General features: G+C 47.7%; 17 protein-coding genes. 9 read left to right on the forward strand and 8 right to left on the reverse strand.

Translation table 11 applies throughout. The features are described from left to right. Positions 1-2: 2 nt before the first annotated feature. Both QFZ48_RS28035 and QFZ48_RS28040 read left to right on the forward strand, forming a co-directional pair. Positions 3-779, forward strand: coding sequence for a helical backbone metal receptor (locus tag QFZ48_RS28035; protein ID WP_429064777.1), 777 nt, complete (start codon positions 3-5; stop codon positions 777-779). Positions 780-846: 67 nt separating this feature from the next. Continuing rightward, on the forward strand, positions 847-1,284 hold the full coding sequence (locus QFZ48_RS28040) for a ubiquinol-cytochrome c reductase iron-sulfur subunit (protein WP_370910323.1): 438 nt from the start codon (positions 847-849) through the stop codon (positions 1,282-1,284). Here the strand turns inward: QFZ48_RS28040 and QFZ48_RS28045 are convergent. Then, the gene (locus QFZ48_RS28045) at positions 1,281-2,093 is read right to left on the reverse strand and encodes an alpha/beta fold hydrolase (RefSeq protein ID WP_429064779.1); all 813 of its coding nucleotides are present in this window, start codon (positions 2,091-2,093) and stop codon (positions 1,281-1,283) included. The two genes, QFZ48_RS28040 and QFZ48_RS28045, sit on opposite strands and share 4 nt — an antisense overlap. A gap of 136 nt (positions 2,094-2,229) precedes the next feature. Here QFZ48_RS28045 and fbaA point away from each other — a divergent pair, with 136 nt between their 5' ends. The 4 genes from fbaA to QFZ48_RS28065 all read left to right on the forward strand — a co-directional run bounded on the left by fbaA (position 2,230) and on the right by QFZ48_RS28065 (position 6,085). Beyond that, the gene (gene fbaA / locus QFZ48_RS28050) at positions 2,230-3,297 is read left to right on the forward strand and encodes a class II fructose-bisphosphate aldolase (RefSeq protein ID WP_079467453.1); all 1,068 of its coding nucleotides are present in this window, start codon (positions 2,230-2,232) and stop codon (positions 3,295-3,297) included. Positions 3,298-3,499: 202 nt separating this feature from the next. Further along, a complete protein-coding gene (gene accD / locus QFZ48_RS28055) occupies positions 3,500-4,348 on the forward strand; it encodes an acetyl-CoA carboxylase, carboxyltransferase subunit beta (protein ID WP_429047680.1) in 849 nt (282 codons plus the stop codon). A gap of 101 nt (positions 4,349-4,449) precedes the next feature. Beyond that, entirely contained in the window at positions 4,450-4,887 is a 438-nt protein-coding gene (gene smpB / locus QFZ48_RS28060) for an SsrA-binding protein SmpB (RefSeq protein ID WP_079467455.1), read from the forward strand. Positions 4,888-4,933: 46 nt separating this feature from the next. After that, positions 4,934-6,085: a tetratricopeptide repeat protein gene (locus QFZ48_RS28065; protein ID WP_429064781.1), complete on the forward strand. Its 1,152-nt coding sequence runs from the start codon at positions 4,934-4,936 to the stop codon at positions 6,083-6,085. Positions 6,086-6,204: 119 nt separating this feature from the next. On the opposite strand, the gene trxA is transcribed toward QFZ48_RS28065, so the two are convergent. Next, positions 6,205-6,501, reverse strand: coding sequence for a thioredoxin (gene trxA / locus QFZ48_RS28070; protein ID WP_370910318.1), 297 nt, complete (start codon positions 6,499-6,501; stop codon positions 6,205-6,207). Between the two features lie 95 nt (positions 6,502-6,596). On the opposite strand from trxA, the gene QFZ48_RS28075 reads away from it, so the two are divergent. Next, positions 6,597-7,160, forward strand: a complete 564-nt coding sequence (locus tag QFZ48_RS28075; RefSeq protein ID WP_429047675.1) for a methyltransferase family protein — start codon at positions 6,597-6,599, stop codon at positions 7,158-7,160. Between the two features lie 73 nt (positions 7,161-7,233). Here QFZ48_RS28075 and QFZ48_RS28080 read toward each other — a convergent pair whose 3' ends face one another. From QFZ48_RS28080 to QFZ48_RS28100, 5 genes are all read right to left on the reverse strand, one after another. Continuing rightward, positions 7,234-8,724, reverse strand: coding sequence for a RagB/SusD family nutrient uptake outer membrane protein (locus tag QFZ48_RS28080; RefSeq protein WP_429047673.1), 1,491 nt, complete (start codon positions 8,722-8,724; stop codon positions 7,234-7,236). Positions 8,725-8,735: 11 nt separating this feature from the next. Further along, positions 8,736-11,825, reverse strand: a complete 3,090-nt coding sequence (locus QFZ48_RS28085; protein ID WP_429047671.1) for a SusC/RagA family TonB-linked outer membrane protein — start codon at positions 11,823-11,825, stop codon at positions 8,736-8,738. A gap of 433 nt (positions 11,826-12,258) precedes the next feature. Continuing rightward, positions 12,259-13,977, reverse strand: a complete 1,719-nt coding sequence (aspT, locus tag QFZ48_RS28090) for an aspartate-alanine antiporter (RefSeq protein ID WP_429064783.1) — start codon at positions 13,975-13,977, stop codon at positions 12,259-12,261. Between the two features lie 69 nt (positions 13,978-14,046). Continuing rightward, on the reverse strand, positions 14,047-14,508 hold the full coding sequence (rnhA, locus tag QFZ48_RS28095; RefSeq protein WP_429047668.1) for a ribonuclease HI: 462 nt from the start codon (positions 14,506-14,508) through the stop codon (positions 14,047-14,049). Positions 14,509-14,577: 69 nt separating this feature from the next. Next, complete coding sequence (locus tag QFZ48_RS28100) at positions 14,578-16,215, reverse strand: acyl-CoA carboxylase subunit beta (protein WP_370910311.1); 1,638 nt, start codon at positions 16,213-16,215, stop codon at positions 14,578-14,580. Between the two features lie 114 nt (positions 16,216-16,329). Between QFZ48_RS28100 and QFZ48_RS28105 the strand changes: the two genes are divergently transcribed. Next, positions 16,330-16,791, forward strand: a complete 462-nt coding sequence (locus tag QFZ48_RS28105; RefSeq protein WP_370910310.1) for a DinB family protein — start codon at positions 16,330-16,332, stop codon at positions 16,789-16,791. 33 nt (positions 16,792-16,824) lie between these two features. Here the strand turns inward: QFZ48_RS28105 and QFZ48_RS28110 are convergent, their stop codons facing one another. Next, the gene (locus QFZ48_RS28110; protein ID WP_429064785.1) at positions 16,825-17,757 is read right to left on the reverse strand and encodes a bifunctional helix-turn-helix transcriptional regulator/GNAT family N-acetyltransferase; all 933 of its coding nucleotides are present in this window, start codon (positions 17,755-17,757) and stop codon (positions 16,825-16,827) included. Positions 17,758-18,066: 309 nt separating this feature from the next. Between QFZ48_RS28110 and QFZ48_RS28115 the strand changes: the two genes are divergently transcribed. Continuing rightward, positions 18,067-19,509: a sodium:solute symporter gene (locus QFZ48_RS28115; RefSeq protein WP_429047663.1), complete on the forward strand. Its 1,443-nt coding sequence runs from the start codon at positions 18,067-18,069 to the stop codon at positions 19,507-19,509. Positions 19,510-19,542: the final 33 nt, after the last annotated feature.

Below are 19,542 nucleotides of genomic sequence, written 5' to 3' on the forward strand. Positions count from 1 at the left end.
GCATGTTATTTACCGATCAGCTCAACAGGCAGATAACAATTGAACATCCGCCACAGCGGATTGTTTCACTGGTGCCATCCCAAACAGAGTTGTTATATTCCCTCGGACTTGAAAAGGAAGTGGTGGGTATTACCAAATTCTGCGTACATCCGTTAACGTGGTTCAGGGAAAAAACACGGGTGGGTGGCACCAAAAATATTCACGCTGGTATTATACGGCAGCTTTCACCGGATCTGATCATTGCCAATAAGGAAGAAAACCTCGCCGCTGATGTGGAGCTGCTGATGAAAGATTACCGGGTGTGGGTGAGTAATATCCAAACATTGGAAGATGCTTATGCCATGATTGCCAGTATCGGCGCTATCACCCACCGGGTGCAAGCGGCCGCTGATCTGGTTTCACAGATCAAAGCCGGCTTTGCATCGCTGCACCCGCTTCCGGAGGCTGTTCCCACCGCTTATTTCATCTGGCGCGATCCCTGGATGGTTGCCGGTGGCGACACCTTCATACACCAGATGTTGCAGTTATGCGGGTTCCATAATGTATTTGGCCACCTGCCCCGCTATCCGGCTGTTACTGCCGCTGAGCTGGCCGCCAGCGGATGCCGCAGGGTATTGCTCTCGTCTGAGCCCTATCCATTCAAAGAAAAACATATAGCCGAGTTGCAGGCTGTTTTGCCGGACGCCCGAATCCAGCTGGTAGACGGTGAAATGTTTTCCTGGTATGGCAGCCGTTTAATTGAGGCGCCCGCCTATTTTCAATCAGTGATAGAAAATTAAAGGTCCCGAGGCAACTTTCTTCTTTTCACTTGCGTAAACAGGATAACGATCAACTAAAACGCATTTTATGGAAAGAAGAGATTTTGTTTCCAACATTGGATTAACGCTGGCATTGGTATGTACAGCCGGTTTGGCTGCCTGCAGCAAGGGAGGCAGTAATGATCCCGACCCCACACCTCCCGGCGGCGGCAATGCAAAGCTAACATTGAACCTCGGCAGTGACCTCACCAATGTGGGCGATTTCAGGATCTCCAACGGGGTAATCATTATCCGTACAGGCTCCGGCAATACTGCAGCGGCTTTCACGGCCCTTTCCAGTACCTGCACCCACCAGGGCTGTACCGTAGCCACCTTTAACAATTCGTCCAAATTAATTGAATGTAATGCGCCTTGCGGTCATGGCAGCCGGTACACCACTACCGGCGCGGTGAATACAGGTCCCGCTACCGCTGCGTTGACGGCTTACACCATCAAGGTAGATGGCAATGTGCTCTCCGTTAGTTAATGTTTTTGCAGAAAATCGAGCACCCGTTCTGCAAAGGGTACCGTGCGCACTACTGAATTATGATCTCCGGCTACTGTGCCGTGCATTCCTGCCGGCATCATGGCCGCGAGAGAGCCTCCGGTATCATTATCTTCGTCTTTATCCCCACCGATAACCAATACCGGCTGATGCACGCCGGCCAGCTCCTGTGGTGTAGTAGAGGGCTGGCCCAGCTGCATCATGGCGAGGGCCCGCTGATCCAGTCCGGACTGTTGTACATATTTAACCATCGCAGCCAGTTCCGGCACGTCTTTCCCCGAAAGCGCCTCGTAAAACTGCTGGCGGCGCGGCCATGCGGGATCTGTAAAAGCTATACCCATACCGCCCATCACGGCGCTGCGCACCCTGGCGTCCAGCACCAGCAGGCGGGAAACAATAATAGCGCCCCTTGAATAGCCCACTACCTGGTAATTATTAATATTAAGATGGGTCATGAGTCCCATAATATCTTTTGTTTCCGCATCATTAAGATAAGCGAGGCTGTCGTGCGGATGATCCGACGCGCCATTTCCCCTCAGATCGAGGGTGATCACCTGATACCCATGCGCCAGCAGGGAGTCGTACAAAGCTGTTTTCTTCCAGGAATCCCCGTTCACAATAAAACCGTGCACCAATAATACCGGGGCGCCGGTACCTGCAATGGTATAATGAATACGGGTGCTGTCGAAGGAGGTATAATATAGCAGGGAGTCCGCAACATTGGCTGTAAATGCACCAGCAGCAGACACTTTCAGGAATATACCTGCGATGAAAAACAGAAATAGTTTCATACAAAACCGGATTGAGATCGGTTAAAATACATTTTTCTGTTGGTAGAATTAATACGTAAGCGCTTACTTTTCACTATAAATCTTCTATTTAACTCCTTATATTTGCTTTCCTAAAAAATAAAACACATATCAGAGTATGGGAAAATACAGAGCTGGCGTATTATTCGGCGAAGAGCTGGATGCGCTGTATAACGATGCCAAAGACAACGGATTTGCTATGCCTGCCGTAAATGTTGTGGGAACTAACTCCGTGAATGCGGTACTGGAAACAGCTGCTAAAGTAAATTCACCGGTTATTATTCAGTTTTCTAACGGTGGTGCACAATTTTTTGCCGGTAAAGGCATGCCGAACGACAAGCTGCAGGCGAACATTGCAGGTGGCGTTTCCGGTGCTAAACACGTACATGAAGTAGCTAAATATTACGGTGTTCCGGTGGTACTGCATACCGACCATGCTGCTAAAAAATGGTTGCCGTGGATCGACGGTTTGCTGGATGCAGGTGAGCAGTTCTTTAAACAAACCGGTCAACCGCTGTACAGCTCTCACATGCTGGATCTTTCCGAAGAACCAATTGCAGAGAACATTGAAATTTCTCATAAATATTTTGAGAGAATGAACAAACTGGGTATGTCCATCGAAATCGAACTGGGCGTAACCGGTGGTGAGGAAGACGGCGTGGACAACTCCGGTGTAGACAACTCCAAGCTGTATACCCAGCCTGAAGAAGTAGCTTATGCGTATGAAATTTTATCAAAAGTAGGCCCCCGTTTCACGGTAGCTGCTGCTTTCGGTAACGTTCATGGCGTATACTCACCAGGTAATGTGGAACTCCGTCCGGTGATCCTGCATAACAGCCAGGAATTCATCCAGGAGAAATATAAAACTGCGGCTAAACCTGTTTACTATGTATTCCACGGTGGTAGCGGTTCTCCAAAGCACCAGATCACAGAAGCACTGGGTTACGGCGTTATCAAAATGAACATCGATACCGATATGCAGTGGGCATTCTGGGAAGGTATTCACGATTTCTACGAAGCCAAGAAAGATTACCTGCAGGGACAGCTGGGTAACCCCGAAGGTGCTGACAAGCCAAATAAAAAATACTACGATCCGCGCGTATGGCTGCGCAAAGGCGAAGAAACCTTTGTTAAGCGCCTGGAAGAAGCATTCAGGGATCTGAACTGTATTAACAGGAACGCATAATTAAGCATTCAGCTTAAGATATAAAGGCAAAAAGCTGTTGTAACGGAGATAAAAGCGATCATATATTATATGTATATGTTATTATCTCCGCTACAATGGCTTTTTGCTTTTTGACTTAAACTTTATACTTTTCCCTATATGTTTTTGGCTTTATGCGATAATTCGTATCTTGCACCACTATTTTCTAATCTAATAGTAAAATATGTCAAGCTGGTTTAAGCGAATTAAACAAGGCATCTCTACCACCACCAGTGAAAAGAAAGAAGCACCGGATGGTTTGTGGCACAAGTGTCCTAACTGTAAAAAAACCACCACCGTAAAGGATCTGAAAGAGCATTACTATGTTTGCGATAAGTGTAATTATCACAACCGTATTAACTCTGCAGAGTATTTTGAGATCATATTTGATAACAATCAGTTCGAGGAACTGTTCCCAAATATATACCCGACCGACTTCCTGGGATTCAAGGATCTGAAGCCGTACGCCGACAGGCTGAAGGATGCGCAGAAGAAATCCGGGCTGAAAGACGCGATGACCGTAGGAGCCGGCAAGGTGCTGGGAAACGACCTGGTAGTAGCCTGTATGGATTTTAACTTTATCGGGGGTTCTATGGGCTCTGTAGTAGGTGAAAAGATAGCCCGTTCTATCGACTACTGCATACTGCACAAGATGCCGCTGATGGTCATCTCCAAATCAGGAGGCGCCCGTATGATGGAAAGTGCCTTCTCCCTGATGCAGATGGCGAAAACATCGGCCAAGCTCACGCAGCTGGCGGATGCAAGACTCCCCTACATCTCTTTAATGACTGACCCCACCACCGGTGGTGTAACCGCCTCCTACGCAATGCTGGGCGACCTCAACATTGCTGAACCAGGCGCGCTCATCGGGTTTGCAGGTCCCAGGATCATTAAAGAAACGATTAAAAAAGACCTCCCCGCTGGTTTCCAGAGCGCTGAGTTCCTGCTGGAACATGGCTTCCTGGATTTCATCATGGATAGAAAAGAACTTAAGACAAGGTTGGCAGGTTTGCTGACCATCTTCAAAAATTAGAAAAACAGCTTTTAGCCTTCAATTGTTAGTACGGGCATGGATCTTTCCTGCATCTGCTAACAATTGAAGGCTAAAAACTAACAGCCCATATTAAAGCGCAAATGGCAGAGTTAAAGAACAGATCGGCATATTTTGAGTACGCAATAGAAGATAAATTTATTGCCGGGATGGTATTGCTGGGTACGGAGATCAAATCGATCCGCGCCGGCAAGGTGAGCTTTAATGATTCTTTCTGCTATTTTTCCAAAGGAGAATTATATGTGAAGAGCCTGCACATCGCAGAATACTCACACGGTACCTCCTCCAATCATGATCCGCTGCGGGAACGCAAACTGCTGCTTACCAAGCGGGAACTGAGAAAGATGGAAAACAAGATGAAAGAACGTGGCTACACCATTGTACCACTTCGCATGTTTATTACCGATAAGAGCCTGGCAAAAATGGAAATTGGTATCGGTAAAGGTAAAAAGCTTCACGACAAACGCGACTCTATCAAGGCCAGGGAAGCAGACAGGGAGCTCAGACGACAATTTAAATAAACATAGCCCCGGCAGGCAAAGCATATCCTTATAAAACAGTTCCCCATTGAAAAAACTAGCATTCAGGCCGTTACTGAGCATTACCGCCATCCTTCTCTACACCTGTATTCTCTCCTGTAAATCAGGTGAAAAATTATACAATAAAGGCAGATACGACGAAGCGGTTACCGCTTTTGTAAAAAAGCTGCAACGTAAACCGCAGGATGCCACCGCCACGCGGATGCTGCCGGACGCCTATAAACAGGCGCAACTGGTGCGGGAAGACCGCGTTAACGGATACCTTCGCTCTAATAATCAACTCAAGTGGGAAAATATACGGAATGAGTACAGGGCTTTACAAACGCTCTACAATGCCGTTCACAGCTCCCCGGCGGCCCTTAAACTGGTGCAGCCGGAGGACTACCGCGATGCGATCACCGGCGCCCAGGAAAACGCCGCAGAAATGCGATACGACCGGGGCATGGCTTTGCTGGATAAAGGCGATAAAGCCAGTGCACGCCTGGCCTTTGATGAATTTAATGCCGCACTGAAGCTGATCCCCGATTACCGGGATACCAAGCAACGGCGGGATGAGGCTTACCAGATGGGCGTGATCAATGTGGTGGTCAGTGAAATTGAAGTACGCTCACCTTATTACCAGTTCAGCGCCGATCAGTTCCGCGACTACCTGGTGCGCAACCTTCAGCAGCGCAGTATCAACCAATTTGTGCAGTTTTACGACGAACGGGTGGTTCGTAATGAAAATCTCCGCCCCGATGAATATATTGAACTGCGCTTTTTTGATTTCGTGGTGGGTCAAACATATGTAGACCGTATCCAGCGCGATGTTTCAAAAGAAATTGTGATTGGTACCACGAAAGACTCCACCGGTAAGGAGTTCAATATCTACAAAACGGTGAAGGCCACACTTTTTATCACTAAAAAAACGGTGGTATCGAAAGGGTTACTGGATTACCGCATCACCAATACCGGCAACGGGCAATTACTGCGCACCGACCGCATCCCCGGCAGCTATACCTGGCTCAACCAGTTTGGTACCTTTAAAGGCGACGAAAGAGCCCTCAGCGATGAGGACAAGCAGCTGATGGGAGGACGGGATATGCCGCCACCGCCGCCTACAGACTTATTTATGGAATTTACCCGGCCTATTTATGATCAGCTGGCAGGGGATCTGCAGAGTTTTTACAACAGGATTTAAGGGACATAGTGTATAGATAGTGCATGGATAGTGCATGAGGAGTCCATGAGAAGTGCATGGATGGTCCATAGTATACGCAGGTTTTAGGCATGGATGAAGTATCCATGAAGTAATGAAGATTATATCTTTTGCTTTAGCAGCGGTATCAGCTGGTGTGCTGGCACTACCCCACTCTGCCGCCAGATCAGTTTCCCTTCCCGGAAAAGCAACAAAGTAGGTACGCTGGCAATCTGCCATTGAGCGGCCAGTTGCTGGTTTCTGTCTATATCTATCTTGATGATCCTGATCTGTTCCCCCATTTTATCCTTTACTTCTTTCAGGATAGGCGGCACCATCTGGCAGGGACCACACCAGGTGGCAAAACAATCGATCAGTACCGGGGTTGATGAAGCGAGTATTGCCTGAAGGTTTTCCATAGCACAAGTTTTAATTCCAATCACAAATTACGACTTTTTGAAAATCAGAAAATATAACATATATTACCAATATAACCCGTCTTATTTATTTGCATATGAACGTGCTATCCACTATTATCTATTTTGCCTGGTTCCTGTCTGAGATTCTGCTGCACCGCATTCTCCGCGGCAAGGACAAAGAAGACAAGAAGAAAAAGGACCAGGGCAGCCTGGCGTTTATCTGGATCGTGATCATTGTGTTCATCAATATTTCCGTATTGGTATCTGCAAAAACAGCTTACCCTATTCTTCCAGGCCCGGATATGAATCGTATAGGCCTTAGCGTTATACTACTGGGAATGGTGTTTCGCTTTATGGCCATTGCGCAGCTGGGCAGGTTGTTCACCGTAAATGTAACGATCCGGAAAGACCATCACATTAAAAAGGATGGACTGTACAGCATATTACGGCATCCCTCCTATGCCGGTTCCCTGTTATCTTTCCTGGGATTCGGGTTATCGCAGAACAACTGGCTGGGATTAGCCATCGTGTTCATCCCGGTTTTTATAGCATTTGCTTACCGGATGAACATAGAAGAAAAAGTACTGAGCGAACAGTTTGGAGAAGAATACACCAACTATATGAAGCATACCAGCCGGGTTATTCCCTGGATCTATTAGCAATTTCTTTTTACGATAAAAATATAGAAGCATAAAAAAAGCCCCCGGAAATTCCGGGGGCTTTTTTTATGCTTTAATTATTGATATTCGGATTGTTCTGCAACTCCGTAATTGGAATGGCAAAGAGGTAATATTTACTGTATGGCACAAACGGCGTTCCATCCGGTTGTTTCAGCGTAAGATGGCCCTGTGCAGGCACTTCTACAAAGGTACCGTCTCCTCTTGGCACACTGATGATGCTATCCTGCCCATTATAAGAAAGGAATGGCTTCCTTACTACGGTACCGCCTGTACGAATAATATCAGACAATGAAAATCCTTCTCCCCACAACTCTTTCCTTCTTTCCACCAGGATGGTATCCACCAGGCTGCCGCCACCTTTATAAAGCGTAGCGTTGCGCGCTGCACGCAATACATTGAGGGCTTCCGCACCTTTGACAGTGTTGCCGCTTTGGGCATAGGCTTCTGCTTCAATCAGGTACATTTCTGCGGAGCGCATCAGTACCAGGTCGCCCACCAGTGCGCCGGCATCACGGAAACGGAATTTTTTATAGCGCAGGTAGCCTTCCTGGTCAGGCAGGGTATCCCAGTCGAATAAACGGAAACGTACGTCTGCACTATCAAAGAAATTCTTAAAGTAAGGATCTGCCATAAAGCTCTGGTAGTAAGAGGCCGGGCTGGAAACATCCAGGAAATGGAAGTTATAGCTGGCGTTGCTTTGATTAGGCGTTTGTGCATGTCCCCAGATCCACTCCCCATTATTGATATCGCTGAATCCTTTGTTATAATCATCGCCCGACATCAGGGGATAACCATTGCGGGCCGCTATGGCAGCGGTGACAGCGCTTGTCCATTGGCGGTTGTAAAGGTAAGCACGGGCCAGTAAGCCATTGGCTACGTTGAGGTCAATTTTCCATTTCTGGGTAGCGTTGCGTTGATAATTCTGTAACAGCGGCAGCGCTTTCTGCAGGTCGTCGATTACCTGTTTGTATACTTCTGCTACGGTTGATTTTGCCTTTCCTGCAGTGGCCGGGCCGGATGGTTCTGTGTAGATCGGGATGGCTTTTTCTGTCCCGGTTCTGTTAAACTGGTAAAAAGACGCGAGCGTGAGGTAGCAATTGGCGCGCAGGGCGTATGCCTGGCCTTTAAGACGTTTCTTTTTGTCCTCGTCGCCGGTGGCATTATCTACTTTCGCGATTACATTATTACAGTTGTCGATCACCTTGTAAAGAATAGTCCAGAAGGCATTTACCCGGTTCTTGGTATTGTCCGTCATTTCAGTGTATCCATATGAATCACGCAGGCCATACGATTGCGTTACCGCTACATCGCTGCCCATGGCGTCGCTGGTGAGATGAATGGATTTATAACCCGGCACTGCAAAGGTGAAGAATTCTTCAAACATATATGCCCAGGTACCGTTGATCACCGTTTCCACGTTGTCGGCAGTATTAAACACCTGGTCGTCGGGTACGGCATTGGTTGGTTTGGTATCCAGGAAGTCCTTGTTGCAGGCGCCTAATACCAAAGCTGCGATTATTATTAAGAATATATTCTTTTTCATGGTCGTAATTTTTAGAAGCTCAGATTAATACCTGCAGAAATGGATTTGATGGCCGGGTAACGATAGTAGGTAGTACCTCCTACTGATTGTTCCGGATCCAGGCCCTGGTGGTTATAGATCGTGAACAGGTTTTCTCCCTGCACATATACGAGTACGTTATTAAGATGTGCTTTATCCATTAATGATTTAGGAAGGTTATAGCTGATGTTCAGGCTCTTCAGGCGGGCGTAGCTGGCATCGTACAGGAACCGGTCGGAAACGGATGTCCAGTTGGTTTGTACGGTAGTGAGTTTAGGCACATCCGTTACCTTGTTGGTGGGCGTCCAGCGGTTCAGCATTTCCGTGCTGAAAGGGCGGCCTGCGGAGGTACCGGTACCCAGCAGGAACAGGTAATCCTGGTCCAGTACTTTACCACCAAGACTGTACACCATCAGGAACGACAATGAAAATCCCTTGTAGGTAAATGTGTTGGTGAAACCGCCGTATACATCCGGCAGGGAGGAACCGTTATAATACTGTGTAGCCGAAGAATAGTTGCCGGTAGTACCTTTGGTGCCATCTGCATTATCGATGTACCACATTGGCAAACCTGTTTCCTGGTTTACACCTGCCCATTTTCTCAGGTAAAAATCATAGATAGATTTACCTACCATGAGTTTCTTGGTGCCGCTGATAATTTCTTTCTGCGGCAGCTCCGTAATCTTATTCTTATAGTGAGTAGCGTTCAGGTCAATGGACCAGCTGAAATCTTTTGTTTTCACCGGCACTGCGTGTATGGAACCTTCCACCCCGGTATTTTTCAGTGCGCCGATATTTTCATCTACCGCCGAGTAACCTACTGAAGGCGCCATAGGCCTGGAATACAACAGGTCCTGTGATTTGCGCTGGAAGTACTCTATGGTACCGCCCAAACGGTTTTCAAACATGCTGAAATCCACACCAACGTTCAGGTTCAGATTGGTTTCCCATTGCAGGTTCGGATTGTATACCTGGCGACGATAGGTACCACCTTCTCCAAGGTTGCTGTTTACATTCAGCAGCGGGTAGTAGTTGTAAAATGCGTCATCACCGAGGTTATCGTTGCCTTGTCCGCCGTAGCTGGCGCGGAGTGTTAGCAGGTTAAGCCAGGAACTATTCTTAAGAATACTTTCCTCTGTTAATTTCCAGGAAGCGCCCACGGACCAGAAAGTACCCCAGCGGTGATTGGGTGCGAAACGGGAAGATCCGTCGCGGCGCAGGGAAGCCGATAAGAAATATTTCCCTACATAGTCGTATTCAGCCCTGCCCAGGAAGCTTGAGAGCGTGTACGTATCAGTATATCCCTGCAGATCCTTGATGAGAGAGGCATCCGACAGCTCTTCCAGTCCTGGCAGGGAGAAGCCGGATTTCTGACCATCTAAAAAGGTAGTGGTGTATTTATAAGCTTCCTGGCCTGCCAGCAGGTTCAGGTGATGCTTTTCATTAAATGTTTCTTCGTAGGTGAAGATGTTGTTGAACGTCCAGCTGAATACGCGGGTGTTCAACCGTTCTATTGTTCCGCCCACTTCTGCATCAAAGCCCAGGGTTGGGTTTGTATAATCATATTGTTGTTTGGCGGTATAATCGGCGTTGTAACTTGATTTGAATTTAAGTCCGCGCCAGATGGTGGCTTCGCCGTACAGGCGGGCCGATAAGTCATCGCGGGTAAGGCGGTGTTTATCGATAGCGGATGTGGCCACCAGGTTGGTGTTTGTATTGGCTGCGCTGGGGCGGTAACTGCCGTAGTCAAAGATCTTATTGCCGTTGGCATCCAGGATATAGGCGCCGGTGGACCGGTCGCGCTCATAAATAGGATAGAAATTTGACATCAGGCGGCCATAGTTTACATAGTTATCAGAGCGGCTGTCTTCCGAAGGAGGCGCATCCTGTTCGGAGTGCGTACCATTCAGGTTCAGTCCTACCTTTAACCATTTCTTGGCATCAATATCAATATTGCTGCGGAGGTTATAGCGTTTGAAACCGGAAGCAAGATAAATACCCTGGTCATTCAGGTATCCTCCGGAAACGTAGTACCTCGATTTTTCGGTAGCGCCACTGAGTGCCACATCTGCCTCGGTACGTTTCCCGGTTCTTTGCATGGCATCGTCCCAGTTATCGTCCCACAGGGCTTTAGCGCCGGCTACCAGTTTGCCGTCGGTGCCAACAGGTTGCGGAAACGCGGTGCCATAGGGGTTAATCCCTACCCTTCTGATAAGGCTGCTGCTGGCCTGGGTGGCTGCGGTTGCGGGCGATAAGCCGCTGGTGAGGCCACCGTTACGGATGGCTTCCCAATACATTTCAAAATACTGATCGGTGCTTACCCGGTCGTAATTATCTACTGCTCTTTTTGAAAAACCCTGACTAACGCGAACGTCTATATTACTTCCCTGTTTCTTCCCTTTCTTGGTAGTGATAATCACTACGCCATTGGCGCCACGGGAGCCGTACAGCGCGCTGGAGGCAGCGTCTTTCAGTACACTGATGGATTCAATGTCGTAGGGGTTGATCGCATTCAGGCTGCCTCCGTAAGGCACGCCGTCTACCACGTATAACGGATCGGCGGACGCGTTGATGGAGCCGATACCGCGGATGCGGATGGTGGCATCAGAGCCCGGCTGACCGCTGGTAGACGTGCTTTGCACACCAGCTGCAAGCCCCTGTAATGCTTTGGTAACGCTGGATACCTGCCTGTTTACCAGTTCCTCGCTTTTAATTTGCGAGACAGAACCGGTGTAGGAACTCTTTTTAGCAGTACCATAAGCTACCACTACAATTTCATCAATGTCTTTCCCCAAAGAACGGAGTGATACATTGATGGGAGATGTGCTGATGGGTACTTCCTGTTGTTCCAGGCCAATGTAGCGGATCACGAGCGTAGTAGCAGCCGGATCAGTTACCTGGAGACTGAAGTTACCTTCAGGATCACTCACCGTGCCGCTGGTAGTGCCTTTAATCACCACCGAAGCACCCGGTAAGGGCGAATTATCTTTCGCGGAATAAACACGACCGGTCACCGTACGTGTTTGTGCAAATACTGCCATGGGTCCAATAAGCAGTAGAAAGAGGAGTAGTCGTTGTAACATAGTAAAATGTTGAGAGTTTTGCAGTGATCTGGTTTTTCCTGGTAATACCTGCCCCTGTCTGTTATTGAACAGGCATTGCAGCTTTGTATCCCATTGTTTTTTAACGCCGGTACAGACGGAGTTCCGGAAACAGTTATTGATCGTTGTAACCTGCTGTGGTTAAGCAGACAAATATTTATTACTTCTTAATGGTGGCAACAACAATAGTTGCTTAAACAATATGGTTGGGTAATATTCTCCATAAGCAATTCTTTAAATTAATTCCGTTCTATTATCCTATAACTCCTATAGACTAATGGGACGCAAAGCTATATGCTTTCATAATTAAAAACAAAAGAATTGTTAAAAATGTTGAAGAAAAGATTTTTCATCAGAACAGGTTTTCAGTACAGACGTGGATTTCAGTGTTAAAAAATGTGATGAGCGGGGAACATCAACTGCCTTTATGCATCAGCAGCACGATGATGACGCCGGAGGTAGTGAGTGTAATATTCGCTACTGCATATGCCACGGTATATCCCAGTGCGGGCACTTTGCTGTTGATGGCATCCTGTATGGCCAGCAGTGGTGCTGATTCATCATGCGCTCCCGCGCAGGCCCCGAGACCAATGGCCGGGTGGAATTTAAATACATACTTCGCCAGGAACAGTGCCAGCACCATTGGCAGCAGGCTTAGCACCACACCGGCCAGGAAAAGAGTGACCCCTTCTTCTTTCAATCCCTGCAAAAATCCTTCACTGGCGCTCAGCCCAACGATGGCAATAAATACATGTAGCCCCAGTTTGGTCAGCACCCATTGCGAGGCAGCCGGGATGTAACCAAACCGGGGATGAATACCACGCATCCAGCCGAAAACAAGACCTGCTATCAGCGCCCCGCCACTGGTACTCAGCTCTACAGGCACACTGCCAATATGTATGCTCAAACTGCCAAATAAAGTACCGGCCACAATGCCTGCTGCGAGATAAACAATATCTGTTTCCACCCCACTGCTTTCCTTATAACCTAACAACGCAACCGCCTTATCAAGGTCTTCCTGGATGCCCACCAATTCTACCATATCTCCTTTCTGTATAACAGTAGATGCATGCAGTGGCATCTCCATGCCGGAACGCAGAATTTTACGCACGCTGATACCATGAAATTCGGGATGTTTTGAAAATGCTTTCAGCGGCTTATTATTGGCGTCCTTGCTGGTAATGATCAATGTTATTGACTGTACCGGGAACGTGAGCAGTTCCTCATCGGCTACTTCTTTTCCCAACAAAGATACTGACGCAATGGCCGCTGCACGCTGGCCACTGACCGCAATAATATCTCCCGGCTTTATTATAAAATCAGGGGAAGTTTCCATGAGCTTTCCTTCCCGTCTTACCCGTAAAATATAGAGGAACCTTTTCTTGTCGTGAAGTAGGTTTTCTATTTCACGGATGGTTTTGCCATCACCGGTAAGTTCTGCACTAACGAGGTAAGCGCGGAAAGCCACCTGGTCGTAGGCATTGGTAATATTCTCCTCTCCTTCTGCACCGGCCTCTGCTACTTTCGCTTCCATTTCCCTGGTTTCTTCGATGAGCTTTGCACGGCTGCCAGACATAAACCATGGCCCTATTACAGAAAGGAACCAGCTGGTACCGGCGGTACCAAAAATATAGGTGACTGCATAAGCGACCGGGATCTGGTTGATGAGCGTATTCTTTTCATCGTCGGTAATATTAAGTTCACCGATCGTATTGGATGCCACCCCGATGATAGCGGAACAGGTATTGGCGCCGGACATTAACCCCGCAGTGGTACCTGTTTCAAAACGCAGCAGGGAGGCCAATCCCCAGCAAAATAGCAAACTGCTGCAGCATACTATAAAGGAGAACAGCGCCAATGGCAATCCGTCTTTTTTAAGTCCCTGGAAAAACTGCGGACCGATACCATAGCCGGTACAAAACAAAAAGAAGAGAAAGAAAATAGATTTTGTTTCTGAGGGTATATTGATGTGAAAGCTCCCTAAGGCAATGCCTACTAATAAAACACCAGTAACAGTGCCGAGTGTAAAACCTTTTATATGCACCCTGCCAATCAGGAAGCCCGTCAGAAGGGTTAGCATCACTGCTATTTCGGGGTATTTCTGCAACGTATCTGTGAACCAGGAGAGCACCATCGGAATATAAGTTTGCGCTTATATTACAATTATGATTGCCGGTTGGTTCGGTAAAGAGTGTGTTATTCTTTAAGCCAATCCGTTTTCAAAACCTTCATCAATCAGCCAGTTACCGCTGTCGGCGGCCTGTGTGGCCAGTTCATCACAGCGGTTATTGAAAGGGTTGCTGGCGTGGCCTTTCACCCATTGCATTTTTACCTGGTGTCTTTTAAACAAGGGGATAAAGCGTAACCAGAGGTCTTTATTTTTTTTATCTTTAAAATTAATTTTTACCCAGCCCCATAACCATCCTTTCTCAATACTATCCACCACATATTTACTGTCGGTAAAAATGGTGACGGTTACGCCATCTTTCTTCAGTGCTTCCAGTGCAACAATAACAGCCAGCAGTTCCATCCTGTTGTTGGTGGTTTTGCGGTATCCCTGGGATAATTCTTTCCTGACATTTCCCCATATAAGCACCACGCCATACCCACCCGGACCGGGGTTACCGCGGGATGCACCATCTGTATATACTACCAGTTCAGCCATGTTCAATTTTAAAGAAGCGCGAAGATAAGGAAAAGTGCGGAGGGGATCGAACACTTTCCCCTCCGTTCTTTACACCTGGAATACGCCTACACTAAAAGGCTGATCCACCGGTGCGTTGTTGGCAGCTTTAATACCTTCTGCAATTCTTATCCGGGTATCGGCGGGATCAATGATATCATCTACCCATAACCTGGAAGCGGCGTAGTAAGGAGTGGTTTGTGCGTAATATTTATCGGTAATTTCTTTCAGCAGGCGGGCTTCTTCTTCCGGGGTGATCACCTGTCCTTTTGCTTTCAACGAAGCCACCTGGATCTGCAATAATGTTTTGGCGGCCTGCTCTCCTCCCATCACCGCAATTTTAGCGGATGGCCAGGCATATATAAAGCGTGGATCATAGGCTTTGCCGCACATCGCATAGTTGCCTGCGCCATATGAATTACCAACGATGATAGTAATTTTTGGCACCACGGAATTAGCAACGGCATTCACCAGTTTTGCCCCATCTTTGATAATACCGGAATGTTCGCTTCTGCTGCCTACCATGAATCCTGTTACGTCCTGGAGGAATACCAGTGGAATTTTTTTCTGGTTGCAGTTCATGATGAAGCGGGCTGCTTTATCGGCGCTGTCGTTGTAGATAACGCCGCCCATTTGCATTTCGCCTTTTTTACTTTTTACGATTTTACGTTGGTTGGCAACAATGCCTACTGCCCAGCCATCGATACGTGCGTAGCCGCAGATAATGCTTTTGCCGTAGTCCTGTTTGTATTGGTCGAGTGTGTTGGCATCTACAATACGGTCTATTACTTCCAGCATATCATAGGGCCGGGTACTGTCGGCCGGCAGCACGCTGTCCAGTTCATCGGCGGGCTTTGCCGGTGGCTGCGGCGCTATCCGGTCGAAGCCGGCATTACCGGTATGACCCAGTTTGCTTACAATGCGTTTTATCTGGTCGAGGCATTCCTCATCAGACTTGAATTTATAATCGGCGATGCCGGAGATCTCAGTATGGGTAACGGCGCCTCCTAACGTTTCCGCATCTGCGTCTTCCCCGATGGCGGCCTTTACGAGGTAAGGACCCGCGAGGAAAATGGAGCCATTACCTTCTACCATGAGCACTTCATCGCTCATGATAGGCAGGTAAGCTCCTCCGGCCACGCAGCTGCCCATTACCGCAGCAATTTGTGTGATACCCATGGCGCTCATGCGGGCGTTGTTGCGGAAGATGCGGCCAAAGTGTTCTTTGTCGGGGAATATTTCATCCTGCATGGGAAGGAATACGCCGGCGCTGTCGACCAGGTAAATTACCGGCAGCCGGTTTTCCATGGCGATTTCCTGGAGGCGCAGGTTCTTTTTGCCGGTCATGGGGAACCAGGCCCCGGCCTTTACGGTCATGTCGTTGGCTACAATCATACATTGGCGGCCGCTTACATATCCAATTCCTCCTACGGTACCTGCTGCGGGGCATCCGCCATATTCTTCGTACATGTCGTACGCGGCGAATGCGCCGATTTCGGTAAAGGGGGTATCTTTATCGATGAGGTATTGAATGCGTTCCCTGGCAGTGAGCTTACCTCTTTGTCTCACTTTCTCCAGGCTTTTCTTTCCTCCGCCCTGTTCTATTACGCCCAGGCGTTGTTTCATGGTGCTGATTGCCATCCGCATAGCATCTTCATTTTTGTTGGTTTCCAATTGCTGCTGATCCATAACGATGGTTTTTATATTCTTTAAAAATAAGGGAAAGAATTCAGTAAATTACGATTAACGGGAAGGCTACCGGTGTTTGAAGCCGGATATCTTTTAAAATAAAAATCCTATTGTATGTCTTTATTACTGGAGCATTTAGCCGTATCGCTTGAAAATCTTTACAATGGCACCCCCTGGATCGACGTTACCTTCCAGGAACATCTTTCGCGCATTGACGCCCGGCAGGCGGTAAAATCTTTCGGGGAATCCAATAACATCTGGGAGATTGTCAATCATGTGATATTCTGGCACCAGCGGGTGCAGCGATACATGCACAATGAAGCGCCGGAGCAGGATGGCGACCTGCCTGATTTTTATATGCCGGAGAACCATGGGGAAGAAAACTGGCAGGCTACTATTCACCGGCTGACCCATTCCTTTGAGCAAATAGCCGCTACCATCCGGAAGTTCCCGGAGAAAGAATTGTTTGACACATTTCCCGGAACAGAAAACAAGGCCATTTATTATTTACAGGGGCTGGCGGAACATGACGCGTATCACCTGGGGCAGATCGTACTGCTGCATAAATATGCATAACGGGGGAAGAATCCGGGCATACCTTGCGTATGCTTAAAATAAATCCATATCGTAACGCTGTTCATACAGTTGCTGTCCCCACAGCTGCAGATATTTTTCGCCCGTTTTGCGGAAGCCGGCATTCTTATACAGGGCAATGGCGGTTTCCTGCATGCTGGTGGTCATCAGGTATACTTTCTGATAATGTTTTTCCTTACAGAAGGCAATGGCCTCCTGCAGCAGTTTCTTTCCCAGCCCTTTGCCCCGGAAGTCGGGATGGATAAGGAACCACCGCAATTGCGCCAGGTGGCGGGAAGATCCCAGGATGGCCACTGAACCAACAATCTGATCGTTTACAGTAGCAAGGAACATCCTGTCTTTGGCCGGGTTATAGGCAGGAAGAAATTCATAGAATGTCTTACAAACATATGCCTCAAACTCCAGGTTATATCCTGATTCCCTTGCATACAGCTGCCCGTGCAGGTAAATGAGGTAGCCTACATCCCCCGGCAGCAGGTTATAACGGATATGGATATCCGAAGTTTGCTCACCCGGCTGTGCAGACAATACCTGTTCAATGGTTTTCATAGCACCGGCTACCTGTTGTTGTTGTTTTTCGGAGAGATGATTGGTGATCTGCCTGATCTCCCGGTTAGATTTATCTTCCAGGCCGGCCAGCATTTTTTTACCGGCAGCACTGAGGTAAAGAAAAAACGTACGTCCGTCGGCGGTAGACTGCTGCCTGTTCAGCCACCCATTCTTCTCAAACTTTTTCAGCAGGCGGCTAAGATAACCTCCATCAATCTTCAGGATGGCAATCAATTGCCCGGCAGTACATTTTCCAAGCTGTCCTATTTCAAATAAAACCCTCACTTCGGAGAACGACAGGTTACTGTCCAGGATATGCTGGTTCAGCAACCCGATCATGCCGGTATAGAAACGGTTAAAGCGGCGGATATCGCCTACAACCGGAGATTCGACAGTCATAGTTACTTGTTTTCCAGGCAAAAGTAGATAGTTACTTGACAAAAGCAAATAATTAATTTGCTTTTGTCAAGTAACTTGAGCGGAGTTTGTCTTTCTCAGGATTACGCTGATTATACTGATTTGGGGGATTTGATCACTTTGGATTTTAAATGATTCGGGGAGATCTAAGCGGATTTTAAATGATTCGGGGAGATCTAAGCGGATTTTGTGTTTTTCAGGATTGGGGGGATATACTGATTACCTTTGTCCTTTTGTCCTTTTGTTCCTTAGCGGGAAAGTAGTATCTTGATTAAATTTGATTTTTGATTTATGTCTCCAGGATTATTATTCTCATTCGTCATTGCCTACTTTATCATTTTGCTGGTAGTTGCCTGGTATACAGGCCGGAACTCCAACAACGACTCCTTTTTCATCGGTAACCGCAACAGTAACTGGATGCTGGTGGCCTTTGGAATGATAGGCACCTCACTGAGCGGGGTTACTTTTGTAAGTGTGCCCGGCGCGGTGGGGCGCGACGCCTTTTCCTATATGCAGATCACCCTGGGTTATTTTATCGGGTACATTACGATTGCCTATGTGCTGATACCGCTTTATTACCGGCTGCAGTTAACTTCTATCTATAATTACCTCGACAGCCGCTTTGGAAGAAGCTCCTATAAAACCGGGGCCTCCTTCTTTATCCTTTCCCGTACACTCGGCGCTACCGCAAGGCTATACCTGGTGGTGAGAATACTGCAGGACGCCATCCTCTCCAGTTTTGGCGTGCCCTTCTGGTTAACGACCATCATCATCTTATTTATGATATTGCTGTATACCTATGAGGGCGGTGTAAAAACAATTGTATATACCGACACCCTGCAAACAACCTGTATGCTGGCCGGACTGGTAATTTGTGTAGGTTATATCCTGCATACCATGAACCTTAGCCTCGGTGAAAGCTTCACCGCCATGGGTGAAAGAGGGCTGACAAAAATTTTTAACACCGATCCAAACGACAAACTCTTTTTCATAAAGCAGATTGTGGCGGGTGCATTCATCACCATCACCATGACCGGTCTTGACCAGGAGATGATGCAGAAAAACATCTCTGTAAAAACTTTAAAAGATTCCAAGAAGAACATGGTATCGCTGGCTTTTATTATGGTGATCGTAATTGGCCTGTTCCTCTTCCTGGGTGGTTTGCTTCATTTATACGGCGCACAGCAACAGGTAACAGCCACCGGCGATAAGTTATTCCCGGAACTGGCATTGCATCATATGCCACCGGTAGTTTCAGTGATCTTCATCATTGCGCTTATCTCAGCGTTGTTCCCCAGCGCCGACGGCGCTATGACGGCCCTCACCTCTTCGCTCTGCATCGACATCCTGGACATGCAAAAGCGCACCGACTGGTCCGAAGCAGAAAAGAAAAAGTACCGTCAGCGTATTCACCTGATGATGGCGTTTATCTTCCTTCTTTTTGTGATGGTATTTGAATGGGTGAATAACCAAAGCATGATAGGCGTTATCCTGAAAGTAGCTACTTATACCTATGGACCGCTGCTGGGACTTTTTGCCTTTGGCATTTTAACCAAACGCAAAGTGCAGGATGCGCTGGTCCCGGTTGTTTGCGTAGCTGCGCCGTTGCTTTGCCTGGTGGTGGATCTCTACCAGTCGCATATTTTTGGTAAATTCCAGATAGGACTGGAACTGCTGATCATCAACGGGCTGTTTACTTTCCTGGGGTTATTGCTGATTTCCCGTAAAGACTAATGATATCATCCGGATGCAGTGATGATCACTGCG

The organism is Chitinophaga sp. W2I13, from assembly GCF_050434005.1.
In the GTDB taxonomy this organism is placed as follows: domain Bacteria; phylum Bacteroidota; class Bacteroidia; order Chitinophagales; family Chitinophagaceae; genus Chitinophaga.